A 21254-nucleotide genomic window follows, 5' to 3' on the forward strand; every position below is an offset into this window, starting at 1 on the left:
AAAAAGCGGCCTTCGGGCCGCTTTTTTTTTGTTCTTCGCTAAATCCCGAAGCGAGCCGGCTCGGTTGTGAAGCCTGGAAATGATGAGTAGGATTCAATCCTATTCGAAGCGTTGGAGGTCGCCATGCGTTCGACCCAGCAATTCAGCATCACCCTGCCCAACGAGATGGCGGACCTGGTCAAGGCCAAAGTGGCTGCGGGCGAGTACGCGACGGAGAGCGAGGTGTTCCGGGATGGTCTGCGGACGCTGCTGGCCCGCGACCGGGCGATGGAGACCTGGTTGCGCGAGCAAGTGGTGCCGGCGGCGCTTGCCTTGCAGGCCGACCCAGGGCGCAGCCTGTCCACCACGCAGGCCCGCGAGCAACTGGCGGAGAAGCGTCGGCGTCGGACGTGAGCTGGCGGGTCGAGTTCGCACCCGAGGCGGTCGCCCACCTCACTGCCCTCGAGGAATACATCATCACTGCCGGTGCGCCCGCTTCGGCCACGCGCTATGTCGATGCCATCGTGGACTACTGCGAGCGTCTGCAGACCTTCCCGGAAAGGGGAGCCAGGCGAGATGACCTGCTCCCGGGCCTTCGGATCACCCACTACCAAGGCACCTGCGTGATCGCCTTCCACGTCGATGCCCCGCGGCAGGTGGTGTCGATCCTCGGTGTGTTCTACGGAGGTCAGGATTACGAAGGCGGCTGGCGCGACGCCTGAGATGCATCACGGGACAGGGCGTGGCTGTTAGCAAAAGGCGGCGGAATCCGGAGGATTCTTGCGCGAATACAGCCGCCGCAAGCCCTCTTTGCGGCGCGAATCTCCGAAAAATTCCGGCGCGAAAGGCTTGGTTGTGGCGCAAAAAAAGCAAATTGGCCTTATGCGCGGGTGGCACGCTCGGCTTTGAGCCGATCATTTTCGCCACCGGCGACGTGCGCGGCTACAGCGACCAGGGCCCGGGCGATCAAGCAGTACAAAGTCGATGTGTAGAAGGCGAGCCTGGACGAGGCTCGATGCCCAGACGGTTCGATTTTGGTGAAGGGGTGACCATTGGTCGCCCCTTTTATTTATCTGGAGGAAGCATGAAACTTGGTCGATGACGAGCGGCGTGCGCCGTATGCGCCACAGGCCCAGGGAGGATCAGCATGTTGTTGGCCAAGGTCGGGAAACGGATTGCGCCCATGGCAGTGGTGATGTTGCTGGTGTCCTGCAATGGGCAGCCACAGCCTCCTCAACCAGCAAGCAAATCCACTGCAACGGAGCCCAGCGACATGCGGACTGCTGTCCCCTTAGTGCGTCGTCTCGATCCAGCTGACACCGGCCCCCTCGAGCTCGACTTCGATGTGCCCGCGTTGCCAGATGACGATAGTCCGCCGCTGTTCATTGGTGTGCGGATCGCCGGCAATGATCCTTCAGTAACAGCCGAAGTGGCCCGGCGGCTGGTAGATGCAGGTGTCTCTGCCCGCGTGCAGTTGTTCCACCTTGATCACGTAGGACAAACGCAGGTCACCTTGCTGCGCAGCGATATGACACCCGGAAGCGGCACGGAGCTCATTGAGCTTCCAGCCGACGGCCTTGTCCCTGGCTTGATGCCGTTCGATTCAGACTTCAACACGATGCAGGCCGCGGGCTTGCTCGTGGAGGAAAGCTACCGCGAGCTGGCATTCGCCCTGGTTCCCAACCTGCCGGCCGGTCGCTACCGCCTGGTCCTCGTGGTTAGCGAGAACCGCAATGCGCTGACCGATGCCCATGCCGAGCTTCTGGTGGCTTACACCCGGAAGGCAAAGTAACAGGAGCCGCTTATGGACAAGCAGGACCCCCATTACACCGTAACCGTCTATGTGGCCGCACCCGGCACGCCTTTGGCGCTTTCGGGTGGGACCTCGGCCGCCGGCCATATGTACTACGTCATTTCCGACGGAAAGCGGGAGCAGAGCTACGGCTTCGCGCCCAAGGAGCATGGTGAGTCCAGCGGCCCAGGCAAGGTCTATGACACCGACCTCAAGGATTACAAAGAGCCTTACTACGCGCGCACCATGGAAATCACCAAGGCGCAATACGACAAGCTGCAGCAGTTCGGCGACAACCCAGCCAAGTACAAGTTCGACATGGAGTACGGCGGCTTGTCTAACAGCTGCATCGACTTCACCTGGGGCGCGCTGAATCATGCGGGGCTTCACCGCAAGACGCTCCTCGGGATCGGTGACAAGCGCTTTGACGGCGAGCTCAAGCCGCTGGAGAACATCCAGGACATCAAGAGCATCAAGGCGCCCATCGAGGACAGCCCGCTCAACTCCGAGCATCAGAACAAGATGCCGAAGCGATCAGTCATGCAGTGGCTGCTCACCGAGCAGGATCAGAGCGATGGCACCCGGCATCAGAGCGGCGAGCTTGCTGCCAAGCCGGGCAGGGAGGGGCAGATGGCCGGCCGGGGAGATCCACTGCTTTCTCAAGCTGAAGATGCGGTCAGGCGCTTGGAGAAAGGTCTGTGCCGTGACTACGACAGCAATAGCGAGCGCTTGGCTGCAAGCGCGGCATGCCTCGCGAAAGAGAATGGCCTCACCCGGATTGACCATGTCGTGCTCAGTCGTGACGCAGGCCCCGTCCGCCAGGGCGAGAATCTCTTCGTCGTGCAGGGTGAGTTGAACAACCCTGCGCATCTTCGTGCGCACATTCGCACCGACGAGGCGTTGGCCAGGCCGGTGGAGCAGTCACTCGCGCAGTTGCAGGCCTTGAACGACAGCCAGCGCCTGCAACAGACGCCTCAGGTTGCGCAACCTGAGCAGGTGCTCACCCAGCAGCATGGGATGGTGTGACGCCTGGCGCGGCGCTTGAGACGCCTTCCCTTACTTCTGTCCTGTCTGCAGCGCCAGCCAGCTGCGCAAAAAAGACGGGTTCAGGTCCATTTACTGCTTGATGTCGGTGATGCGCATGCCGGCCCGCTTCAGTAGGAAAAGTAAACCTGACCCCGTTCGTTGTTGGCCGGCCAACCACGCGCCACCAGTACCGCAATGGCACGTGCCTCCGCCTGCGCGTAGCCAACCCAGGCCCTGCTCACCGCGCTGCTTTGAAATCGGCGCGATGAAGCATTGTTCCCGTCCCGTCTGCGGTTCGTCTCTGGACATTGGCACGCATATCCAATGACGCACTTCTTACATTCCCGTCACGACTGGAGGCCTGTGACGCAGTTCACAGACGAGAATCAGTCTCATTAGCGTTAATGCTAGCGCCAAATAATTGGCAACTTCGGACAGGGAATAAAAAGGAAGGTCCATGATGAAGCATCTCGTAGCGTTAGTCCTGCTGCTCCCCCCTACCCTCTGCAGCGCCCAAACATCGGCAGCGAAACTTAAGTCGACCACAACCACGACAGATGAACAGGGAATTGAATATGTTGATCAAGTGATTGAGCTCGCTGGTGTCCCAAAGCCAGTGAGCGTGCGGCTGTTGGCGTTGGCGAATGGCAACACGCTGTATCGACCGGAACATCAGTCGAAAGCAACACTGCAAGCGCACGCGGAGTACTGTCGCTCAAGAAATGCCGAAGTTCCGAAAGGATTGGAGATGCGGCTGGGTAAAGAGGCTCTTTTCACCTTCCCCTGTGTGCGAGACGGCGCCAACTCCACGCTCCGTAGCGCACGCGACTTTGATCCCAAAACACGTGGCGTGGCCGCTGGAACTGCGGCCAGTGACTGCTTCGTAGCGGCGCAAATGACAGCAGACTGGGTCACCGGAGTGGGTGAACCTGCCGTCTATGAGGGAGAAGGATTGTTCGAGAAAGGTAGTACGGCCGGCGCCGAACAGGGAACCCTCGCAGTTCAAGCCGGAGGTTTTTGCTCAACGGCAGCGCAAATATCGGTAGAGGGCTGGACTGGCACCACCCGCCAGCTCTTCATACCGTTAGGATGCAGAATCTACCAGCCCGGCGCATACGTGTCCGTTGCGACAGCGACAATGTGTGGCACCTGGCACCAAGACACCGCCGCGTTCAACATCGTCCAGTAAGAGTGGCCCTCAGCGTCAATAACCTACGGCGCTGAGGGCTTCCAGGCTCGCCTGGCCCGCAGGCTCTGTGCATCCTCTGTCAGAAGATCGGAAAACTGGGGTGGCGGCGCGTATCGCGAACAGTTCCGGAACCGTCCCTCCTGGCTCAACTTACAGCGCTTGGTCCACCTGACTAACAGTCACGTCCAAGGCGCAACCCTGGAGGATCGCCTTGCCCGTGTAGTTGCTGATGGGTGAATCGAACAGCCTGCTTTCAGTGCCGTAGACGATCCGGCCGCTTCCTTGGTCGTTCTTGCAAAAGTCGTCGATGCCGGGTTTGACTGCGCGCGTAACCTTGATGGAGTGTTGGAAAAGCGCTTCGCGTGCATTGAGCTCGGCCAACGCCAGGGCAACGTCAAAACTCACCCCATCGTGGCCGCCGGTCCAGTGGTACGTCTGGCGCTCCGTCAACGTTGCGGTGGTCTGCCCGACCAACTTTTCCGCGCTGAAGATTTTCATATGCACCAGGTAGGTGGGGTCATTCCCCGCATAGGCGTGGGAGGCCAGCAGACACAGCGTCAGCGTTGCGAGGATGACGCGGCGAATCATGGGCATGAAGCAACTCCATTGAGGATCGGAGAAAGGGGTCAGAATGCACTTTCCGGGCCTGATTAGCCTGCACTTAAGTCGCCGATGGCTATAGCTTATCAGGCAGGTCTTACCCAGCGCGAGCCACAGAAGCAGGTTTTGAGCGTAGCCGTGACAATCTAAGACAATGATGAAAGCAAGCGCTGTCGCTGTGGATGCGCGTGCCGTCCCCGCACAGCCCAGGTCGCTGGCAGTTAAGTCGAGGCTTCCTGCCGATTTGCCTCCGCAAGCAGTTGCTCGTAACTCTGCACGCGAATGCGGAGTCTGATGATGTGCCAAGACATTACATAGGCGAACAGCAGGAGGAAGGCGAGGCAGCCCTGGATCAGGGTGATGTCGGCCAACACGGTCCAGTCGCCCCAGCGCCAGTCTTTGAACTGCAGATACAAGGCGAGGATCAGCGGAATGACGCCCAGTCGTTCCATTCCGCCGGTAAACAGGCCCAGGCGTTCGTGCATGTTTGCCCTGCGGTTGCGGACAAATGCTTCTCGCTGCAGACGCTGCTCGCGGGGGAAGGCGCGTAGCGCTCGAACGATGTCTTGGTAGTGATGGAATTCGTGTTCCATATCTGCGGCATGCTCGGCGTAAGGATGCCGAAAACTTGGCCATTCGCGCTTGATCTGCAGGGCAAGCGAGACGAGGATCCCGCCAGCCTCCAAAGCAAGGCCTAAGATGGCGAGCGCCAGGCCGGCGCGCCCCTCTAGTATTGAACCGAGCAGCATGCCGACGCCTGCGCCGAAGATGGCAAGGGCAAAGCTCCAGCGCTCCACCGGCCCTGCTTGATTCCGGTCGGTGCCTTTGATGTAGCGCGACATCGCATCGGAGAGCGACGTGAAACTCAGATCTTCCAGCGGGGCAGGGGACGTTCGCCCTCTGTTAGGCGGCACTTGCAGCATTGTGTTTGGCGAGCTTTCCATGTCTCGTTTCTCTTCCGGTTGATCTGCGCGCAGCATCTACTCTGTCGAATCAGAAGGCAGGACACAACTGCGCTTCTACAAGGATCACCTGTTGACAGTTCAACTTCGCAGTAGCAATCTCGCCTTCAAGGAGCGTCGAAACTCCTCTCATAGCGGTACCCACCTCCGTCAAACCGGTGGGTTTTTTGTGCCTGCATCCTTTGCAGGTGCAGCCGACGCCATGCCTGCGTCGGGAGGGCGGCTAATACAACACCCGCAAGGGGAATACGCCCGCCGTCTATGAGCGGTTTCGAACCTCCCGACTTCCCGTCCGCCACTCATGGCGGGCGGTCACTCATGGTAAGAAGGAGAGGCAACGATGTCAGAGCATGCGTTCGACGATAAGGACATGACGGGCGACTTCCTGCCCGAAGACAGTCAGCGGCTGCTGACGCAGATCAAGCAGCGTATCCAGGCCCTAGCGGAACTGGCGCGGCTGCGCTTTATAGATGGCACGCTGGCTAGTGACCCAGACCAGCACATGCGTGAGCTCTTGTCCTGCCTTGGACCGCTGGCCCAGCAGTTGGAGTTGGTGCTAGAGGCACTCTCGCACCCTGCCCGGCGCGAAGCGGCGGGCGTGGAGCGGGACAATGCACGCACCAATCCCCAGGCGAACGACGAGCAGGCCCACGCGGCTGAGGCTGAGCTGGAGGCCTCAGAGCCGGCCGGCGCCGGCTGGGCCCTGTCTCGCGAGGATGGGTTTACCTGCGGTGTCACCGTGGAGCAGATCGACCAACTCAACCGGCTCGCCGAACGCATCAAGGCCTACGGCGACGCCGTGTCCGCCAGCGGCACAGCAGACTTTGCTCGCGGCACGCTCTCGATCCTGGGCCACACGATCTTCGACCGTGCGGTCGAGCTGGATGCGCTGGTGACAGAGATCTACACGCAGTCGCTGGAGCAGGATGAGCGCCCGCACTCCGTCAGGGAGACCCCGCCGGTCTACTGCCTGCAGCCGATGCCCTGGGCTGATCGGGAAGGCGACTCCACGGGTCGCTTGCGCCATCGGCCTGTGCAGTCGCATACGCACGCGGATGCGAGGCTGCTGCACTGAGGAGCAAGGACACTGGATTCTGTCCGCGCAACGCAGGCCAGCGCACGGCCTGCGTTGAGGGCATGGCGCAGGCAAGCGCCGAGCAAGGGGAGGCTCACCCCGCATCCGTTCGCTGTTTCAGATCTGCATTCCCCGCCGCTGCGTCTCCTGCTGCTGGTTTTGCGCGACTTGTTGTCGATCCAGTTCCTGTAGGCGCTGCAGCGACTCCTGTACCGGCGTTTCCACTGCCTGTTGGGTACTGATGTGCGCTCGCAGGTGTGCCGGATCGTCCAGGCGGCCTTGCACGACGAACACGTTCTCGCCCTGGTGAAGGCGTTCGGTCTGCTTGTTCAGTACCACGTGGTCAACGCGTTCAAGGCCGTTCTCGCGCGCAAGCCGGGCCAGGCTGGCGGTCATACGCTCGCTGGCCTCGTCAGAGTCGCGTCCAAGGCTTTGGTCGAGACGGGCGACGGCGTCGCGCGTGGATTTCAGTATCGGATCGTTGTTGTGATCGATACTGCCCGTGCGCTCGACGGTCGGCGGCACGGCAGGCGAGCCCGAAGGAACACCGATGGAAGTTGGATTCACATTGATCGAGTCACGGCCGGGTACTTCGCCCGGTGCGTGTCCGCTTTGCGGATTGCCGCCCCGGGTCTGGGATTGGCCCAGCACGATGCCAAGGCTTCCCGGTTGATAGTCCACCACCGTCACGGACCCGCCTTGGTCGTTGCTGACCACTAGGTTGGCGCCTTCCATGCGGTAAATCTGGCGCCCGTCCTCGCTGCGGAACGTGCCTTCCGGATCTCCCTCTCTTAGTGTGCCGCCGGCCAGGGGGTGCCCGTTCCAGTACACCTTTCCATTGTGGTCGGCATCGTGGATGACATCGCCGTCGTCCACGATATAGGTGTCGTTGCCCTCGCCGCCGCGCAGGGTGTCGCGGCCGGTGCCGCCGATCAATACATCGTCGCCCCGGCCGCCGATGAGCGTGTCGTTGCCGCCAGCGCCCAGCAGCAGATCGTTGCTGGCGATCTCCTGTGGGTTCTGCCCTCGCGACATCCGCCTGGAATCGATGTTGGCGGCATGGTCTGGGTCGACATCATCTCTGGTCGAGTTGCGCTGTTCTCGGCCGACGGCATTGATCGTCGGTGCCCTGGGTGGGTTGCGCTGGTTGCGCATGGACGCGAGGTCTTGGTCGACGCTGGCGGCATCTCGTAAGTCGCGACCTGGATCAAGGAAGATCCGGTCCGCAGTGAAGTTCTCTGGCGTTAACCGATCTGCTAACGCAGGGTTTTCCTCGCGTGCCTGCCTCAACAGCGTCTGGCGGGCTGGCTCAAGCGAGTCGGCGATGGTCTGGACTTGCCCGTATTCTCGGGCAAGCGCAGGGTAGTCCCGGTTCGCCTCGGCAATCCGGTTTCGGCTGGCCTGAACGCCCTCGATGGATACGCCGTGTGCGCGTTCCACCCGATCAATCTCGTCACGATGCAGGCCGTACATCTGGGCAACGCTCCGCGCCTCCTGCGGCGATACATTGTTTGGGTCGTCGTAGAGCCCAAACACCTCTGCCTCGGCAAACCGTCGCTTCCGCAGACCGCCTTCGAACTGCGGATCCGCAGAGCCCCAGCAGTTGTAACGCATCTGAAACCACGCCTCGGCCCTGTTCCCGTCCCGGATGGCATCCATAACGGGATGCTCCGGAACGCTCCTTGCCGCGTTGCCCATCAATGCTCCGGCACCACGGTTGTAGGTCAAGGAGACCATCGCAACACGCTCTTCGGACAGCGGCATGTTCAAGGCAGTGGCCGGACCTTCGTACTCCCGCATGGAAGCACGCAGCAATTGCTCAGACTCTGCTGCAGTCAGCACGCGAGGGAAGGCCAGGCCGAGGCGAGTTCGGTTGCCATCTGGCGCAGCATCAATGGCGTCCAGGGCCGCTAATTCCTGCTGCGTCAGCGGGATGCCAGAGTCCCGCCAGATGTCGGCGTTGTTGTGTCGATTGAACGTGTAGCCATAGCCAATGGTGGCCATGCCATCGCCGACATCCTGGGCTCGTGCATGGAGCCCTTCTGCGCCTGCCACCACGATGCGAAGGCGGTCGTAATACTCCTGTTCGGTCAGTTCGCGATAGTCCATGTGTCCTCATGCATACGGGTTAAGTTACTTCCTTATTTCTTTTCCCATTGCGCCTGGCAGTCCGATGCGGTCTCCGCGTGTCGCGCGCTCAGCTCGCCATCGAGTTGTCTGCGCGAAAGCTTTTCATCGATCGCGATGATGTCGATGTCCCGGTCGGCGGGTCGGATGGTCTGTCCGAGCTTCCAGTGGAGTTGATTGCCTACGAGAACAGCATGTACAGCGTACTTGCCGCCGCTACGCTCGCTTTCCACAGTGAGCACTGCGCTACCGCCATTGGCAGTGCCCCATACTCTTCCTCCTTCATCGATTTGCGTCAGTCCAACCCGGGCACTGTTATAGCTTCCGCAAAGTGCGCTTCCGCTTTGGACGAGATCCAGATTGAATCCCCCGCAGTCCGTATCAGGTCTCGATTTGTCGCACCATTCGACCGACCAGGCTCCCTCAAAGTTGGGTTTCTTGGTCTGCGCCGATGAGCTGGTCGTGCAAGCGCATAAGCCGGCGCACAAGGTGATCAGAAGGCTTGCCTGTGTGCCTTTCGCGGATAATCGAAATGCCACGTGATTCTCCTGCCTGGTGTTGAGCGGTTGGCAGTCTAGCCAAGGGTTGGGTCAAATCCTACTAGTCCAAAGCGCAAGCTGACGAAAATCTGGGTATGGCTTAGCTCCCGCTACCCCCTTACTTGAGTCGGCCCGCGCGCCTTTGTTAGCTTGGTCATGCTCAAGGCTTCTAGGAGTTCCGGTGGACATCAGAAGGACGCGCGCTAACGGTGCGGATGTAGCCCGGCTGCATCGGGACGTGCAGTGGACGGCGGTAATGGTGCTACTCCTTTCAGTGATTGCGTGCTTGCCAATAAGCGCCACAGCTTCAACCGAGCGTGTGGGTACCTTTGCACCGATTGCAGCAGAGTCCGATTGCTCCCGCATTGGTGGGGCGCGAGACAAGGAGGCGTGCCTGCTCGCATTACCAGACGACGCGTGCAGGCAGGTCGGCAAGGCGTGCCTTTCGTTGCGTGATGCGCACGCGCTCGAAAGCAGGCTGGCCAGGTTGGAGAAGGACATCGTCAGCAAGTCACGTTCGCGCTATGCGAGCTACGTCAAGGACGATCCTGATTATCTGGAAGACCTGGAGAGGGGTTTCGTCTCAGCTCCAGCGCGTGGCGCACTTATCGCGAAGCCTATTGCCAAGCCGAGCCCATGGTTCAGGGCATGGCCCGAAGAGAGCTAGCGCTGTTGGTCGCGGACTGCCGAGCTAATGTGACGCGCGAGCGCATCAGACAGCTTGAGCAACTGGCCGGCGCAGTTCCGTAATACTTTCGAAATCGGGTTCAGAGTGCAGTTTTCGGCGCTAAACCTTTGGCCTTCCATGCGTTTCGGAAGGGGGCAAGTAGCAAGGCGTGCCCTCCAAAAGTGCACTCTGACCCCGGTTTTCGCGCTACGGCGCAGCCAGCGGCAACGACGGCGCCAACTCCCGCAACCGCTCGAACGTTGGCACCAGTGCGTCGTACAGCCCCTCGTAGATCTCACGCAAGGCGCGATAGGTCGCCGCGTGCTCTGGCTGCGGCTGCACGGTGGCGTCCACGCGAATGTGCTCGGCGGCGACATCGATCGATTCGATCAGCCCCAGCGCCTGCATGCCCAGCAGGGCGGCGCCGTAGCCGGAGCCTTCCTGGCCTTCGGGCAGGCCGATGGGCAGGCCGGAGGTGTCGGCCAGGATCTGCTGCCACAGCGCGTGGCGGGTGGTGCCGCCGGTGGCGCGGATCTCTTGGATCTGCAGGCCGGCGGCTTGCATGGATTGCAGCACCAGCGCCAGCTGCAGGCACACGCCTTCGACCGCGGCGCGTGTCAGGTGCGCGCTGCCGTGGGCGCGGGTCAGGCCGATGTAGGCGCCGCGGGCCAGGCTGCTCCAGTGCGGGGCGCGCTCGCTCAACAGGTACGGCAGCATGATCAGCCCGCCGGAACCGACCGGCACCGTGGCGGCCTGGTCCAGCAGTGCCTGGGTGTTCACCGCCTGCCCACCGGCGATTTCCGCGCGCACCCAGTCCAGGGTGACGCCGCCGTTGTTGATGGCCCCGCCGATGACCCAGCGCTCGTCGGTCAGCGCGTAGCAGAACACGCCGCCACGCGGATCCACGGCGGGCTTGTCCACGGTCACGCGCAGGGCGCCGCTGGTGCCGATGGAGCACGCCGCCACGCCCGGCCGCACGGCACCGACGCCGAGATTGGCCAGCGGGCCGTCGCCTGCGCCCACCACCACGGCGGTGTGGCGCGGCAGGCCGGTCGCGGCGGCGGCCGCTTCGGTCAGCGTGGGCAGCAGGTGCGTGGTGGAAACCAGGCGCGGCAGCTGGGCTGGGGTGATGCCGGCCAGGGCCAGCGCCTCGGGGTCCCATTGGCGGGTGTGGATGTCCAGCAGGCCCGAACAGGACGCCAGGGAGAGATCGATCACCAGCTCGCCGCACAGCCGCCACAGTACCCAGTCCTTGATGCCGGCCCAGGTCCGCGCCTGCTGGCACAGCGGCGGGGCGTGCTCGGCGAACCACATCAGCTTGAGCAGGGGCGACATCGGGTGAATGGGCGTGCCCGTGCGTCGGTGCAGGGCCAGGCCGGTGGGCGAGGCCCGCAGGCGCTCGGCCTGGGCCGAGGCGCGCGTGTCGGCCCAGGTGATCGCCGCTGTCAGCGGCGTGTGTGCCTGGTCCAGCGCCATCAGCGAGTGCATGGCCGAGGAGAAGGACAGGCCGGCGATGCGGTGCGCGCCCAGCTCGTCCACGACGCTGCGGATGGTCTGGTGGACCGCGGCGAGGATCAGCTGCGGGTCCTGTTCGACATGGCCGGGCAGGGGCTCATCCAGCGGGTAGCCGGCCGAGGCGAAGGCCACCAGGGTGCCATCGGCGGTGAAGGCGACGGCCTTGGTCGAGGTGGTGCCCATGTCCACGCCGATGACGACATCGGCGCGCGGTGCGTTCGTGCTCATGCGTGTGCGCTCATTTCGTGCCGGGCCATCGTGCCAGCTGGTCGTGCCCGGCGCGTGCTCAGAAGATCAGGTAGATCGCCAGCACCAGGGTGAACCCGACCACCGACTCGATGGTCTGTTGAACGGTCCAGGTCTTCAGCGTGGTCTTGACGTCCATGCCCACCAGGCGGCCGACCAGCCAGAAGCCCGAGTCGTTCACATGGCTGGCGCACACCGAGCCGGCGGCCGCGGCCAGGGTGATGGCCGCGGTCTGGATGGTGTTGAAGCCGCCGCCGATCACGGCCGGGGCGATCAGCCCGGCGGTAGTGACCAAGGCGACCGTGGCCGAGCCCTGGGCCACACGCAGCATGACCGCGATCAGGTACGCCGCCAGGATCACCGGCAGCCCCAGGTTGGACAACACGCCCGCCAACGCATCGCCGATGCCGGAAGCGCGCAGCACGCCGCCGAACATGCCGCCGGCACCGGTGATGAGGATCACAGAGGCCACCGGCCCCAGCGTGCGCTCGACCACTTTTTCCAGCGCACTGCCGGTCTCGCCGCGGGCCGCGCCCAGGACCACCATCGCCACCAGGACCGTCAGCAGCAGGGCCACCGGCGAGGTGCCGATCAGCGCCAGCGCCTGCACCCAGGTGGCCTTGCCATCGACGATGCCTACCGAGGCCAGCGAGACCAGGCCGGTGTTGAGGAAGATCAGCACCAGCGGCAGCAGCAGCACGGCGATCACCGTGCCGGCCTTGGCGGGGTTCTTCGGCTGGTCCTCATCCAGCGCGCCGAAGAGCTCCGGCACGATCATGGGGAAACGCTTGTTGATGAAGCGCGCCCACAGGTAGCCGGAGATGTACCAGGTGGGGAAGGCGATCACCAGGCCGATCAACAGCACCACGCCCAGGTTGGCGCCGAAGAACTCCGTCGCCGCCACCGGGCCCGGGTGCGGCGGCAGGAACACATGCATGACCGAGAACGCCGCGATGCCGCTGAAGCCGAACAGCAATAGGTTCTGCCCGCCGATCCTGCGCGCCACCGCGAAGATGATGGGCAGCATGATGATCAGCCCGGCATCGAAGAAGATCGGAAAGCCCAGCAGCAGCGAGGTCAAGCCCAGCGCGAAGGCCGCGCGTTTCTCCCCGAACAGCCGCACCATCAGGTCGGCCGCGGCCCTGGCACCACCGCTGGACTCGATCAGGCGCCCAAGAATGGCGCCCAGCCCGATCAGCAGGGCGACCGAACCGAGCGTGTTGCCGAAGTTGGGCACCAGCACCTGCGGCACGATCGCGCCCAGCGGCAGCCCGGTGGCCAGCGCCGTGAGCAGGGACACCACGATCAGCGCGAGAAACGCATGCACGCGCAGCACCATGACCAGGATCAGCAGCAGTGCCACCGCGCCTGCCGCGATGCCAAGCAACGCGCCTGCGCCCAGCGTCTGCGACCAGCCGTCGAGCGTCACGGGCGCGCGACCGTACGGACGTGTGCGTGCACGCGCTGCATCGGCACGTGTACTTGTATCGAAGTGGTCTGGTTCATCAGGGCTTGTTGCGGGACAGCCTTGCGGAGGGGCAAGGATACGAGACAACGCGCCCATGGCTGTGTGCTGCTTTCGTCGTGCCGCCTCTTCCCGTCGCCGACTAAAACCGGGGTCAGAGTGCAGTTTCGACCTGCGATGCATCCACCTCGGCCACTTTCCTGCTCGTCCGCGGCGCGCTAGAAAACCGGGGTCGGAGTGCCGTTCTGCGCCCCGATGCCTTGGCTTTCCGCAAATTGCCGCCGCTCTGCAGACGTCATGCCTGATGTCGATCAGCCATACGACGGAGTGCTTGCCTCATGCGGCTTCGCGGACCTGCTGCAAGACGTTCGCCGTCATGCCAGCTCGAGCCACTGACTCGCATCACGAAACTGTGGGCGCAAAAATATGCGCGGGCGACTCAGCTGCTGCTCAAGTTCACGCGCCACCTAAGGTCTGCTGTGTGAGCTGGCATCGCAGACGAAGATGCAGAGCAGCAACTCCGGCATGAGCGCTGACTTGCAGGTAGGTTATCGATAACCCATCGCCTCGATAAACGGGCTGGAACCCAGGAGAGCAAGTGCCGCGAAACTGCACTCTGACCCCGGTTCTAGGAGCCACTCGCATGGTGTGTAAACCGGGGTCAGAGTGCAGTTTTCCTCGACGTGCCACTGGCCTGGAGCGGCCTGCCCACGCGCTCGGCAGGTCCCGCGCGGCGTCCGAGTTGACGCGCGATCGCGTCGCGGAAGTGGTTGTCTCCCAGCGCGTGTTGGCGCTGCAAGGTGAGGCGGATCGATTCAGTTTCCGACGGCTCGATGGCGTCGAGCACGAAACGACGGTAAATCGCTGCCCGCGCTTCGCTCGTGGCGATGGCGGTATAGCGTGGATGCGGCTGGATGAGCGCATCGGCCATGCCCAGCGCGTTGCCGGCATGGCTCGACCAGCGGTAGTCCGCGGGATCGGCCACCATGCCCGCGCGCACTGGGTTGAGCTCGATGTAGCGATAGCAGCGCAGAAGATAAGTCTCATCCTGTACAGGGCAGGACTTGTACCGGCCTTCCCAGAGCGTCCCGGTGCGGGCGTAGCGGTCGTTGATGTAACGCACGTAGCGCCTGCCCATGGACTGCATCAGTGTCGAGATCGCGCCCGTGCGCTGGCTGGTGACTAGCAGGTGCACGTGGTTGCTCATCAGGACGTACGCATGGACCGCAATGTCCAGCTTCCGAGACAGCTCACGCAGGTCTTGCAGGTAGCGGATGCGGTCGATCTCGGCAAAGAAGCAGCGCTGCCGGTCGTTGCCACGCTGCACGAGATGCTGTGGCACGCCGGGGAGGTCCAGGCGGGGCTGTCGGGGCATGGGCGATCCTTCGCATCCAGGTGCCGTCAGCTTCTCACCCGCGTTGCTTGCCAGGCACCAACTAACGGCGCGATGTGCAGTAGGAAAACTGCACTCTGACCCCGGTTTTGCTCAGGCGGGGAGACACTGATTCCACAGGGCCGGGTCCACCTGGCCCAGCTGCTCCAGCAGCGGGCGGCCGAACAGGTAGCCCTGGAACAGGGTGATGCCCAGACCGTGCAGGTAGCGGAATTCCTCCACGGTCTCCACGCCTTCGGCCAGCGTGCGGCAGCCAAGCTCGGTAGCGATGCCGACCACGCCGCGCACGATGGCCTGCCGCGCCGGGTTGCGGTGCACGTCGCGCACCAGCGCGATGTCCAGCTTGATCAGGTCGGGTTGGAAATCGGCCAACAGCTTCAGGCCGGCATAGCCAGCGCCGAAGTCGTCCACCGCGGTGAGGAAGCCGCGCTCGCGGTAGTCCTGGAAGATGCGGGTCAGGTGCGACACATCGAGCACTTGCTCGGATTCGGCGGTTTCGAAGATCAACCGCTCGCTGGGAAAGCCGTGACGGCGTGCGGCCTGCAGCGTCAGCTGGATGCAGTTGGCCGGCTCGTACACCGCATTGGGCAGGAAATTGATCGACAGATAGCCCTGCAGCCTCAGGCGCGCGGCGGTCTCGATGGCCTTGACCCGGCAGGTCTGGTCGAAGCGGTACAGCTGCTCGGGGGTGACGCGGTCCAGGACCTCCCGGGCGCCGCCGCCATCGGCCGTGCGCACCAGCGCTTCGTAGCCGTAGACGGAACGCGTCTGTGCATCGACGATGGGCTGGAACGCCATCCTGATCGAGAAATCCAGCGGCTGGCCCGTTCCACAGTTGGCACAGGGTGTTGCGTCGGCTTTGGAGCTGGAGGGGTGCGCCGGATCCATGCGGGTGGGCCTTCGGCGCCGAAAAGATGGCGAGCAGCATACTGCCTGCCGCGCCCAGGCACGCGCCCGTTGTGCGGCAGCTGTGACGGGGTCGCCGAATGCCGGCGCGTGTGGGCCTTTGAGCACGCAGCGCAGACAAAGACACGGGCCGCGTGCGGATCGCAGCGTCCGCCGCCAGGGGCGCCAAGGCTTGTCCCGCAGACGGGATGCACTCTCCCTGGATGACCGGCTTATCCGGCCGCCGCACGCGCCCCATTCTTTGCCGCACACGCCGCTGGCATGGGCCGCGGCGCGGTCTTCCCTCTTTTTCAGGACGCATCAACATGAGCAAGCTCGCAGGTAAGGTCGCCGTGGTCACTGGCGCATCCAAAGGCATTGGCGCTGGAATCGCATTCGCCCTGGCGGCCGAAGGCGCATCGGTGGTGGTGAATTACGCCTCCAGCCGCAGTGGCGCCGACGCGGTCGTCGAGCGCATCACCCAGGCCGGCGGCCAGGCGCTGGCGGTGCAGGCCGACGTGGCCAAGGCCGAGCAGGCGCAGGCGCTGATCGCCGCGGCGGTGGAGCGCTTCGGTCGGCTGGACATCGTGGTCAACAACTCCGGCGTCTACGAAGTCGCGCCGCTCGAGGAGATCACCCCCGCGCACTTCCACCGGCAGATGGACATCAACGTGCTGGGCCCGCTACAGGTCACCCAGGCGGCCTCCAAGCACCTGGGCACCGGCGGCAGCGTGATCAACATCGGCTCGCTGGTGAGCGTGCTGACGCCGCCGGGCATGGCGGTCTATTCGGCCACCAAGGGTGCGTTGGATGCGGTCACCGGCGTGCTGTCGGCCGAGCTGGGTCCGCGTGGGATCCGCGTCAACAGCATCAACCCGGGCATGGTCGACACCGAAGGCGCGCAGACCGCCGGCTTCGTCGGCTCGGACTTCCAGACCCAGCTGGTGGCGCGCACACCGCTGGGCCGCATCGCCGCGCCGGACGATATCGCCGCGATCGCCGTGTTCCTGGCCTCGGACGATGCGCGCTGGGTGACCGGCGAGCAGATCAAGGCCGGCGGCGGCTTCAAGTAAGTCGCCAGCTTCGTCGGATTACTGGGCTGAGCGGCGCGCAATGCGCGCGGGCGGATTGCGTGCCCGCGCCGCCCACCCTGTCGCCTGGCGGCCGGGTGGGTCGGCGACGTCGTGACCAGCGGTTCGTCCAGGTCCGGCGCATCGCTGTGCACGCCACAGCAACGCATGCCATCGACGGTGCCTGGTACTCGCCGCCGATGGCACCTCGCGCGAAGATGGGAAGGGACATCAGGCCTGCGAGGTGGGACGGACCACCAGGCTGCCTACTTCCACGTCCTCGGGCTGGTCGATCGCGAATGCGATGGCGCGGGCGATGGCTTCAGGTGGAATGCCGGTGGCCTCGGACTGCGCCTGCAGCTCCTGACGGATCGCCGGGTCGCTGATGCCATCCAGCAGTTCCGACTGCACCATGCCGGGGGAGACCTCGGTGACGCGGATGTGGGGGCCCGATTCCTGGCGCAGCGCCTCGCTGATGGTCCTGACCGCATTCTTGGTTGCCGCATAGACACCCATGGTCGGCACGATGCGCAAGCCCGCCGTGGACACCACGTTGATGACATGGCCGCCGCGCTGGCGGCCGAACACCGGCAGCGCCGCGGCGATGCCGTGCAGCACGCCGCGCAGGTTCACGTCGATCATGGCGTTCCATTGCTCGACCTGCAGCGCGTCGAAGCGCGAAAGGGGGCTGATGCCGGCGTTGTTGACGATCACATCCAGGCGGCCGTACTGGGCGCAGGCCAGCTCCACCAATGCCTGGACGTCCTCGAGCCGGGTCACGTCGGTCTGCCGATAGACCGCCTGGCCACCAGCGCTGGCGATCTGTCCGGCGACAGCGGCGATGCGCGGCGCGCGACGCGCGCCCAGCACCACCTTGGCACCCAGCGCGGCCAGGTGCAGTGCGGTGGCGCGGCCCATGCCGCTGCCGGCGCCGGTGATGATGACGACCTTGTTGTGAAGGGTCATGCGATTTCTCCGGGGTGTTGATCAGGGCACCCAAGTTAACGTCCCTGCCTGGATGATCTATGCTCCACAGGCCATGATTCCATCGCAATCGTCCAATGATGACCCCTTGTCGGGGGTGCTGACCGCGCTTGGCGCTCAAAGTACGGGCGTGACCCGGCTGCAGGCGCGTGGCGAATGGGCGCTGTCCTTTCCCGAGAAGCATCGTCTCAAGCTGGTGGCGGTGATCCGGGGGCAGGCCTGGATCCGCCTGCCGCGTCGCGCCGCAGAACGCGTGGTGGAAGGGCAAGTGCTGCTGATCGGCAGCACGCCGTATGTGATTGCCAGCGATCCGCACGCCACGCCGGTGGATGGCGTCTCCCGCTATGCCGGTCAGGACAGCGTGTGCCTTGGCGAGCGCGACGGCGCCAAGGATGGCGAGGAGGCGGTGTTCATCGGGGCGGGTATTGTCTTCGGCGACGAGGATGGGCGGTTTCTGCTGGATGCGCTGCCGCGGTTCATGGCGATCCACAGCGCCTCGCCATCGGCCGTCGCGGTGCGTCGGATCCTGGAATTGCTGGACGCAGAGACAGGGAGGCAACGCATGGGCATCGCCCGCGTGGCGGCCTGTCTGTCCGAGGTGCTGGTGGTCGAGGCCCTGCGCGCCTACATGCAGACGCAAGCATCTGCACCCACTGGCTGGATCGGCGCACTGGGCGATCGCCACATCGGTGCAGCGCTCACGCTCATGCATCGCGATGTGTCCCACGCCTGGACGGTGGCCGAGCTGGCCTCACGCGTGGGGATGTCGCGCTCGGCCTTCTCCTCGCGCTTCTCCGAGACGGTCGGGCAGGCCCCGCTGCAGTACTTGACGCAGTGGCGGATGCTGCTGGCCCGTCGGCTGCTTGCCGAAAGCGACATGGAACTGGTCCGGGTCGCAGAACAGGTCGGCTATCGCTCGGCCAGCGCATTCGGTCACGCGTTCAAGCGCATCTTCGGTGAAGCGCCCAAGCGATTGGTGCGGCCGCGTTGATGCTGGGGGTCACAGGAGAGAGATCCGCTGCGATGAGACTTTGTCGGTAGGCCCCTTCGCCGATGAATCGGCTCCCACAACAGCAGCGGTGCTGCAGGCGAAAGTCAGCTCGCAACCTGACCTCTGTGCGGCAGTTGTGGGAGCGGCTCTAGGTGGCCTCAGGCCATCAGCCGCGAAGGGGGTTCAGCGGTAGAGCTTCTCCGCCGATGAGTCGGCTCCCACACGAATCCTGTCAGCAAGCGTGACGCTGCTCGTAATCAGCGTTGAACTTCCGGCCGCACGAGCCGCGCGGCATGCGCGGCAATCAGGTGCAGCGCGGCGGGCGATCCCCGCGCTCGCGTGCGCGTTCGGCCTCGCGATTGCAACGCATGCGTCGCACGGTCTCGACATTGTCGCGCGCGGCCTCGGCATTGTTGCGCTGCTGTCGGGAGGCATCCAGCAGGGCGTCGTCACGGCGCCGCTGCTGCTGCAGCATGCAGTCGGTGTAGCGTTCGCCATGTTCGGCGCCCATGCGGCGGCAGGTCTCGCTGTCCTCCCGGTGGGCCTCGCGCCCCCAGTCGATGGCCGAGGCGGAAAAGGCCATGCCGGCCGCTGAGATCGCAGCCAGAGCGAGCAAGGGCAGGGGGTAACGCATGGTCTTGCTGTGACGTTTCATGGAAAACACGCTCGCAATGCTGATAGGCGGTCAGGCCATTCGAACCTGACAACATTGCCGGAGCATGGAGCGGCTCACCAAGCCCGCCCCGCCCCGTCGACCCACTCGTTCCTCGTTCCTCTCCACTCGTTCCTGACCACGCCCCCCATGACTTCCTGCAGTGGCCGCGCCCAGCCGGAGCGCGCGGAATCAGCCCGACACCGGGAGGACATATGCACGCAAGCCATCTAGCTGTCATCGCCGCTTCGGTGGCGATGTTCGCGGCGCATCCCGCAAGCGCGCAGGCACGCATCGATGGTCGCTTCGATGCCAACGGACAGCCGATCCGGATGGTCTGCACGGGTACCGGGCGCCCCGCCGTCGTGGTCGATGCCGGCATGGGGACCGCACCGGTGGAAGATCCTGGCTGGCAGGGCATCGCGGCGAAGATCGCAGCCGTCACCCGCGTCTGTCTGGCCGACCGCGCCGGCCTCGGCGACAGCCCGCCATCGCGCAAGTCGCCACGGACCAGTGGCGATGCCGCCGCCGAGCTCCATGCCGCCTTGAAGCAAGCCGGCGTGTCTGGGCCCTATCTGCTCGTTGGTCACTCCGTCGGCGGGCTGCATGCCCAGGTGTTCGCGAGCCAGTACCCGGACGATGTCGCCGGGCTGGTCCTGGTGTCTTCGACGCATCCGGATCAGATGACGACCTGGCTGTCGTTGCTGCCCGCCCGCGCGCCCGATGAAGCCCAGGCCATCACCGAGGCGCGCAGCTTCCTGACCGGCATGTTGGAGGACCCGATGAAGAACGAAGAACACCTGGACATCAGCGCTTCCGCCGCGCAGGCCCGGCAGCTGACGACGCTGGGCGACAAGCCGGTCATCGTCGCCACGCACAGCAGCAGCTACCGCATGGTGCCGGGTCTTGCCGAGCCGCTTGCCATCACGCTGGAGGAGGCCACGCAGCGCATGCAGAAGCAGTTCCTGTCCCTGTCCTCCAACGCCAGGCAGCACATCGCGGCCAAGGCCGGGCATGGGCTTCCGCATGAAGATCCCGCCTTCGTCGTCGAGAACATCCTGGAAGGCGTGAAGGCAGTGCGTGGCACGGAGGCCAGCCCGTGAAGTCGCGGCCCTTTCCGGCTTCGGCGTCCTGCGCGTAAGGGCTGCGGGATCGCGCTGACGTCAGGCCTCTGCGCTCTTCGACTTAGTCCTTCAAGAATTCTTAAAACGCGCATGGCCAGATGAGCCATCGCCCGCGTCGACGGGTCTCTTGCAGGGAGTTACGGATGTCGTTCCGTCAGGACGTAGCAACGCGCTGGGCCATCGTGACCGGGGCCTCCGGCGGGCTTGGGCTGGCCTTCGCCTGGTCGCTGGCGCGCCGGGGTTACTCGCTGGTGCTCATCGCGCGCAGTGAAGCCAAGCTGCGGGCGCTGGCGCAGCAGATCCTGGTCGAGTATCCGCACCTGCAGGTGCACGTGCATCCCAAGGATCTGGGCCGGCCCGATGCGGCCGCCGAGCTGATGACGGCGCTGGCCGGCATGCAGATCGTGCCGACGGTGCTGGTCAACAATGCCGGGCGCGGACTGATGGGCCCGCTGATCGGCCAGGATGCGGCAACGCTGCGGGCGATGATCGAGCTCAACGTGCAGTCGTTGGTGGAGCTGAGCCTGCTCGCGGCCCGAGCCATGTCCACGCGCAGCGAGGGCTACATCCTGCAGGTCGCCAGCATGGCCGCCCTGGGGCCCACGCCGGGGCTGGCGGCCTATGGCGCTTCCAAGGCCTTCGTGCGCTCCTTCGGCGAGGCCCTGCATGCCGAACTCGCGCCGCGGATCACCGTGACCACCTTCCTCCCTGGCCTGATGGACACCGGCTTCAACGCGGCTGCCGGCGGCTACGAAGCACCCGGCTGGGCCAGGGCCACAGTGATCACGCCCAAACAGGCCGTGGAAATCGGCCTGGACGCGCTGTTCAAGCACCGCTCCAGCGTGATCTCCGGCCGCCTCAACCGCCTGATGGCCGCGATCGGCCGCTTCACCCCGCGCCGCAGCCAGGCCCGCATGCTGGCGCGGCAGATGCCGCAGTGAGGTGCGGCAGCGCCGAGCGATCCGTGCGCGGG

22 protein-coding genes are annotated in these 21254 nt (G+C 64.4%); 12 read left to right on the plus strand and 10 right to left on the minus strand.

Annotated features, from left to right (window positions below):
- The first annotated feature begins 123 nt into the window (after nt 1-123).
- From EPA99_RS07920 to EPA99_RS07940, 5 genes are all read left to right on the plus strand, one after another.
- A complete protein-coding gene (locus EPA99_RS07920; protein WP_129470666.1) occupies nt 124-393 on the plus strand; it encodes a ribbon-helix-helix domain-containing protein in 270 nt (89 codons plus the stop codon).
- On the plus strand, nt 390-701 hold the full coding sequence (locus EPA99_RS07925; protein WP_129470667.1) for a type II toxin-antitoxin system RelE/ParE family toxin: 312 nt from the start codon (nt 390-392) through the stop codon (nt 699-701). The genes EPA99_RS07920 and EPA99_RS07925 overlap by 4 nt, the downstream gene beginning before the upstream one ends.
- A 425-nt stretch (nt 702-1126) precedes the next feature.
- A complete protein-coding gene (locus EPA99_RS07930; RefSeq protein WP_241688313.1) occupies nt 1127-1771 on the plus strand; it encodes a hypothetical protein in 645 nt (214 codons plus the stop codon).
- A gap of 12 nt (nt 1772-1783) precedes the next feature.
- A complete protein-coding gene (locus tag EPA99_RS07935; RefSeq protein ID WP_129470668.1) occupies nt 1784-2797 on the plus strand; it encodes an XVIPCD domain-containing protein in 1014 nt (337 codons plus the stop codon).
- A 457-nt stretch (nt 2798-3254) separates the two neighbouring features.
- On the plus strand, nt 3255-3986 hold the full coding sequence (locus tag EPA99_RS07940; protein ID WP_129470669.1) for a hypothetical protein: 732 nt from the start codon (nt 3255-3257) through the stop codon (nt 3984-3986).
- Nucleotides 3987-4136: 150 nt separating this feature from the next.
- On the opposite strand, the gene EPA99_RS07945 is transcribed toward EPA99_RS07940, so the two are convergent.
- Both EPA99_RS07945 and EPA99_RS07950 read right to left on the minus strand, forming a co-directional pair.
- A complete protein-coding gene (locus EPA99_RS07945; protein WP_129470670.1) occupies nt 4137-4580 on the minus strand; it encodes a hypothetical protein in 444 nt (147 codons plus the stop codon).
- A 227-nt stretch (nt 4581-4807) separates the two neighbouring features.
- Nucleotides 4808-5566, minus strand: a complete 759-nt coding sequence (locus EPA99_RS07950) for a hypothetical protein (RefSeq protein ID WP_241688314.1) — start codon at nt 5564-5566, stop codon at nt 4808-4810.
- A gap of 322 nt (nt 5567-5888) precedes the next feature.
- Here EPA99_RS07950 and EPA99_RS07960 point away from each other — a divergent pair, with 322 nt between their 5' ends.
- The gene (locus EPA99_RS07960; RefSeq protein ID WP_129470671.1) at nt 5889-6623 is read left to right on the plus strand and encodes an XAC0095 family protein; all 735 of its coding nucleotides are present in this window, start codon (nt 5889-5891) and stop codon (nt 6621-6623) included.
- 117 nt (nt 6624-6740) lie between these two features.
- On the opposite strand, the gene EPA99_RS07965 is transcribed toward EPA99_RS07960, so the two are convergent.
- Both EPA99_RS07965 and EPA99_RS07970 read right to left on the minus strand, forming a co-directional pair.
- A complete protein-coding gene (locus EPA99_RS07965) occupies nt 6741-8732 on the minus strand; it encodes an XVIPCD domain-containing protein (RefSeq protein ID WP_129470672.1) in 1992 nt (663 codons plus the stop codon).
- Nucleotides 8733-8764: 32 nt separating this feature from the next.
- The gene (locus EPA99_RS07970) at nt 8765-9289 is read right to left on the minus strand and encodes a hypothetical protein (protein ID WP_129470673.1); all 525 of its coding nucleotides are present in this window, start codon (nt 9287-9289) and stop codon (nt 8765-8767) included.
- Between the two features lie 256 nt (nt 9290-9545).
- Between EPA99_RS07970 and EPA99_RS18930 the strand changes: the two genes are divergently transcribed.
- Both EPA99_RS18930 and EPA99_RS18935 read left to right on the plus strand, forming a co-directional pair.
- Nucleotides 9546-9956 carry a hypothetical protein gene (locus tag EPA99_RS18930; RefSeq protein WP_241688327.1) on the plus strand — a complete coding sequence of 137 codons (411 nt, stop codon included), beginning with the start codon at nt 9546-9548 and terminating at the stop codon, nt 9954-9956.
- Nucleotides 9926-10039, plus strand: a complete 114-nt coding sequence (locus EPA99_RS18935; RefSeq protein WP_241688315.1) for a hypothetical protein — start codon at nt 9926-9928, stop codon at nt 10037-10039. Before EPA99_RS18930 ends, EPA99_RS18935 begins: the two co-directional genes overlap by 31 nt.
- A gap of 124 nt (nt 10040-10163) precedes the next feature.
- Here the strand turns inward: EPA99_RS18935 and EPA99_RS07980 are convergent, their stop codons facing one another.
- The 4 genes from EPA99_RS07980 to EPA99_RS07995 all read right to left on the minus strand — a co-directional run bounded on the left by EPA99_RS07980 (nt 10164) and on the right by EPA99_RS07995 (nt 15463).
- Nucleotides 10164-11699: a gluconokinase gene (locus tag EPA99_RS07980; RefSeq protein WP_129470674.1), complete on the minus strand. Its 1536-nt coding sequence runs from the start codon at nt 11697-11699 to the stop codon at nt 10164-10166.
- Nucleotides 11700-11757: 58 nt separating this feature from the next.
- On the minus strand, nt 11758-13146 hold the full coding sequence (locus EPA99_RS07985) for a GntP family permease (protein ID WP_206733720.1): 1389 nt from the start codon (nt 13144-13146) through the stop codon (nt 11758-11760).
- Nucleotides 13147-13843: 697 nt separating this feature from the next.
- The gene (locus EPA99_RS07990; protein WP_129470676.1) at nt 13844-14557 is read right to left on the minus strand and encodes a transposase; all 714 of its coding nucleotides are present in this window, start codon (nt 14555-14557) and stop codon (nt 13844-13846) included.
- Nucleotides 14558-14668: 111 nt separating this feature from the next.
- Nucleotides 14669-15463: an EAL domain-containing protein gene (locus tag EPA99_RS07995; RefSeq protein WP_129470677.1), complete on the minus strand. Its 795-nt coding sequence runs from the start codon at nt 15461-15463 to the stop codon at nt 14669-14671.
- Nucleotides 15464-15786: 323 nt separating this feature from the next.
- Between EPA99_RS07995 and EPA99_RS08000 the strand changes: the two genes are divergently transcribed.
- Nucleotides 15787-16533: an SDR family NAD(P)-dependent oxidoreductase gene (locus tag EPA99_RS08000; protein WP_129470678.1), complete on the plus strand. Its 747-nt coding sequence runs from the start codon at nt 15787-15789 to the stop codon at nt 16531-16533.
- A gap of 228 nt (nt 16534-16761) precedes the next feature.
- Here EPA99_RS08000 and EPA99_RS08005 read toward each other — a convergent pair whose 3' ends face one another.
- A complete protein-coding gene (locus tag EPA99_RS08005; RefSeq protein WP_129470679.1) occupies nt 16762-17496 on the minus strand; it encodes an SDR family oxidoreductase in 735 nt (244 codons plus the stop codon).
- A 52-nt stretch (nt 17497-17548) separates the two neighbouring features.
- Here EPA99_RS08005 and EPA99_RS08010 point away from each other — a divergent pair, with 52 nt between their 5' ends.
- Nucleotides 17549-18505: an AraC family transcriptional regulator gene (locus EPA99_RS08010; RefSeq protein ID WP_425479181.1), complete on the plus strand. Its 957-nt coding sequence runs from the start codon at nt 17549-17551 to the stop codon at nt 18503-18505.
- Between the two features lie 304 nt (nt 18506-18809).
- Here EPA99_RS08010 and EPA99_RS08015 read toward each other — a convergent pair whose 3' ends face one another.
- A complete protein-coding gene (locus tag EPA99_RS08015) occupies nt 18810-19160 on the minus strand; it encodes a hypothetical protein (RefSeq protein ID WP_129470681.1) in 351 nt (116 codons plus the stop codon).
- 254 nt (nt 19161-19414) lie between these two features.
- Between EPA99_RS08015 and EPA99_RS08020 the strand changes: the two genes are divergently transcribed.
- Together EPA99_RS08020 and EPA99_RS08025 are read left to right on the plus strand one after the other, a co-directional pair.
- Nucleotides 19415-20260 carry an alpha/beta fold hydrolase gene (locus EPA99_RS08020; RefSeq protein ID WP_241688325.1) on the plus strand — a complete coding sequence of 282 codons (846 nt, stop codon included), beginning with the start codon at nt 19415-19417 and terminating at the stop codon, nt 20258-20260.
- Between the two features lie 164 nt (nt 20261-20424).
- On the plus strand, nt 20425-21222 hold the full coding sequence (locus tag EPA99_RS08025) for an SDR family NAD(P)-dependent oxidoreductase (protein ID WP_164978600.1): 798 nt from the start codon (nt 20425-20427) through the stop codon (nt 21220-21222).
- Nucleotides 21223-21254: the final 32 nt, after the last annotated feature.

It is taken from the genome of Pseudoxanthomonas composti, from assembly GCF_004122095.1.
Lineage (GTDB): Bacteria > Pseudomonadota > Gammaproteobacteria > Xanthomonadales > Xanthomonadaceae > Pseudoxanthomonas_A > Pseudoxanthomonas_A composti.